The sequence below is a fragment of the Frankia tisae genome (assembly GCF_025403405.1).
GTDB lineage: Bacteria > Actinomycetota > Actinomycetes > Frankiales > Frankiaceae > Frankia > Frankia tisai.
Window position 1 is genome coordinate 1 of record NZ_JANEZT010000548.1, and the last position, 3020, is coordinate 3020.

The 3020-nt window shown below is 75.0% G+C and carries 5 protein-coding genes; 3 read left to right on the plus strand and 2 right to left on the minus strand.

What is annotated here, in order from left to right:
* On the minus strand, positions 1-188 hold a 188-nt coding region (locus NBZ85_RS29600; RefSeq protein WP_308205238.1), incomplete at its 3' end, for a TetR/AcrR family transcriptional regulator C-terminal domain-containing protein.
* Positions 137-313, minus strand: a complete 177-nt coding sequence (locus NBZ85_RS29605) for a hypothetical protein (RefSeq protein ID WP_261563227.1) — start codon at positions 311-313, stop codon at positions 137-139. The genes NBZ85_RS29600 and NBZ85_RS29605, both read right to left, overlap by 52 nt.
* Between NBZ85_RS29605 and NBZ85_RS29610 the strand changes: the two genes are divergently transcribed.
* The 3 genes from NBZ85_RS29610 to NBZ85_RS29620 form a co-directional block, all read left to right on the plus strand.
* Positions 290-868: an MFS transporter gene (locus tag NBZ85_RS29610; RefSeq protein ID WP_368861459.1), complete on the plus strand. Its 579-nt coding sequence runs from the start codon at positions 290-292 to the stop codon at positions 866-868. The genes NBZ85_RS29605 and NBZ85_RS29610 overlap by 24 nt on opposite strands.
* Complete coding sequence (locus NBZ85_RS29615) at positions 774-1505, plus strand: response regulator (protein ID WP_261560551.1); 732 nt, start codon at positions 774-776, stop codon at positions 1503-1505. The genes NBZ85_RS29610 and NBZ85_RS29615 overlap by 95 nt, the downstream gene beginning before the upstream one ends.
* A gap of 6 nt (positions 1506-1511) precedes the next feature.
* The coding region (locus NBZ85_RS29620; protein ID WP_261563229.1) for a sensor histidine kinase at positions 1512-3020 on the plus strand (1509 nt) is incomplete at its 3' end.

The window sequence follows — 3020 nt, forward strand, 5'->3', positions numbered from 1 at the left end:
GGGGCCGGCGGCTGTGGGGCGGGCACGCCCTGGGCGAGCAGGAACGTGCGCACACCGGCCTGCACGGCGCGGCGCACGACGTCGTCCGCCACCGGGCGGGTGCCGTTCTCGGTCAGCTCGGGGATCTGCGCGTTGATCAGCGCGAAGAACTGGCGGGCAGCGAGCGCCGGGTCCGCGACGTGCAGCAGCCCGGCGTTACCGAGCGCTGCACGCCCACCTCGTACAGGCTCGCCTGCCAGCGCGCGGGGGAGACGTCGAGGGTCTGCAGCACGCGCAGCGCGTCGCCGTTCTGCTCGCCGCCTACGTCCACCACGCGTTCACCACGACCGCCACCCCCGCGCTCGACCTGCGCCTGCTGCGCCGACCCGAATTCGCCGCGAGCATCGCCGTGATGGGCCTGGTCGGCCTGGTCATGTACGGGCAGACCACCTCCCTGCCCGTGATCGGTCTCGACCAGCACGGCCTGCACGGCCTCGACCAGGGGCTGCTGGTCTGCGCCCTCGGGCTCGGGCTGCTGGTGTCGATGCCGACCGGCGGGCGGATCAGCGACCGCCTCGGCGCCCGCTCCCTCGTACGCGCCGGCGCCGCCGTCACCGCCGCGCTGCTGGCCACCTTCGCGGCGAGCGCCGACCACCTGCCGCTCGCGGCCGCGTGCGTGCTGTTCGTCGCCGTCGGGCTGAGCTTCGGTCTCACCGCCTCACCGACGGTGGCCAGCCTGTATCGGACCCTGATGTCAAATCGCCGTCACATCCGGCGGGTCCTACCATCGGTCCATGCGGGTCTTGGTCGTGGAGGACGAGGTGCGCACCGCCGCGGTGCTGCGCCGGGGCCTCGTCGAGGAGGGATACGCCGTCGATGTCGTCGGTGACGGGATCGACGCCGTCTGGCGGGCCACCGAGATCGCCTACGACGCGATCGTCCTCGACCTGATGCTGCCCGGCATCGACGGCTTCGAGGTGTGCCGCCGGCTGCGCGCCGGCCACCGCTGGGCGCCGGTGCTCATGCTCACCGCCCGCGTCGACGTCGACGACCGCATCCGTGGCCTGGACGCCGGCGCCGACGACTACCTGCCCAAACCGTTCAGCTTCGGCGAGCTCACCGCCCGGCTGCGCGCGCTGGTCCGCCGCGGCGCGGTGCACCGGCCCGTCGTGCTGCGCGTCGGCGCGGTGGAACTCGACCCGGCCGGCCACCGGGCGTGGCGCGACGGGGTGCCCGTGGACCTGTCCGCGAAGGAGTTCGCCCTGCTGCACCTGCTGCTGCGCCGCCCCGACGAGGTGCTCACCCGTACCTACATCACCGAGCATGTCTGGGACGACGCCTTCGACGCCACGTCCAACATCGTCGACCAGTACGTTCGCTACCTGCGCCGCAAGATCGACCGGGTGGGCGACCCCTCCCTCATCGAGACCGTCCGGGGCGTCGGCTACCGACTGTGCGTCCCCCCCGACCCGCACCGACCCGCACCGCCCGCTGCCGCCCCGCCGGTGGCCGGCGGCCGAACGTAGCTCGGCGTGCCGCTGCGGGTCCGGCTGACCCTGCTGTTCGCGTTCGGCACCGCGCTGGTCCTCCTGCTCGCCGGGTCCCTGTTCTACCTGCTGCTGCGGGCGAATCTGCGCGACGCCGTCGACACGGATCTGCGCACCCGGGCGGACGTGCTCAGCGTGCGCCTCGCCGACCGCTTCGCCGCCGGCGGCGTGCCGCCTGGACGTCCCATCGGGAACGCGACGGCCCTGCTCGCCGGGGGTGGTTCGATCGCGCAGGTCCTCGCCCCTGACGGGCGGACGATCGCCTCCTCCGATGACGCCGGAACCCGCCCGCTGCTGACCGGCGACGAGCTCGCCCGGGCGCGTTCCCGGCCACTGTGGATCAAAAGCGGCGAGGCGGACCGGGCCCGAGGCGTCGGCGAGGCCCGCCTGTACGCGATCCCGGTGCGCGCCGGCACTCCCGGCACTCCCGGCACCACCGGCACCACCGGCACCACCGGCACCACCGGCACCACGATGATCGCCGTCGTCGGCACGCCGACCCATCTCACCGACCGCGCCGAAGACCGGGTGCGCAATGTGATGGTCACCGCGACAGCGCCGCTGATCGCGTTGGCCGGCCTCGCCGCCTGGCTGTTGTCCGGCGCCGCGCTACGCCCGGTGGACCGGATGCGCCGCCAGGCCGCGGCGATGGCCGCCTCGGACCTGGCCATGGTGCACTCCGCACCCGGCAACCCGGCCGGCCGGGAGGCGGACACGGGATTCCAGCTCGCGGTGCCCACCACCCGCGACGAGATCGCCGCCCTCGCCCGGACCATGAACGATCTGCTCGGCCGGCTGCACGCCGCCCGCGCCCGCGACCGAGCCTTCGTCGCCGACGCCGGCCACGAGCTGCGCACCCCCCTGACCGTGCTGCGCGCCGAACTGGAACTCGCGGCCAGGCCGGGGCGCTCGGCGGCGCAGCTGCGCGAGGCGATCCACACCGCCGGCGAAGAGACCGAACGGCTGATCCGCCTCGCCGAGTCCCTGCTCACCCTCGCCCGGATGGACGGGGGTCATGTGCGGCGCGGGCCCGTCCCGCTCGACGAGATACTCGACCGTGCCGTGCGGGCCGCCGCCGGCTACGCGGACTCGCGCGACCTGCGCCTGACCGTCGCCGTGCCCCCCGCCGACCGGCCGCTGACCGTGTTCGGCGACTCGGACCTGCTGCGCCAGGCCGTCGACAACCTGCTCGCCAACGCGGCGCGGCACGCCCCACCCGGCAGCGCCGTCGAACTGCGCGGTGACCGCACGCCCGGGCGCGCCGACGGGCCACCCGACGCGGTCGTCATCCAGGTCCGCGACCACGGCGCGGGATTCCCCACCGACTTCCTGCCGCACGCGTTCGAACGGTTCCGCCGCGCGGACGCGGCCCGCGGCCGCGACGACGGCGGCGCCGGGCTCGGCCTGTCCATCGTCGCGGCGATCGCCGCCGCGCACGGCGGTACCGCCGAGGCCGCCAACGCCCCCGGCGGCGGCGCGCTCGTCACGATCACC

Bases quoted from the DNA above. Each gene is read 5' to 3' on its own strand.
- NBZ85_RS29615 (WP_261560551.1), top strand. From the start codon at position 774: ATGCGGGTCTTGGTCGTGGAGGACGAGGTGCGCACCGCCGCGGTGCTG.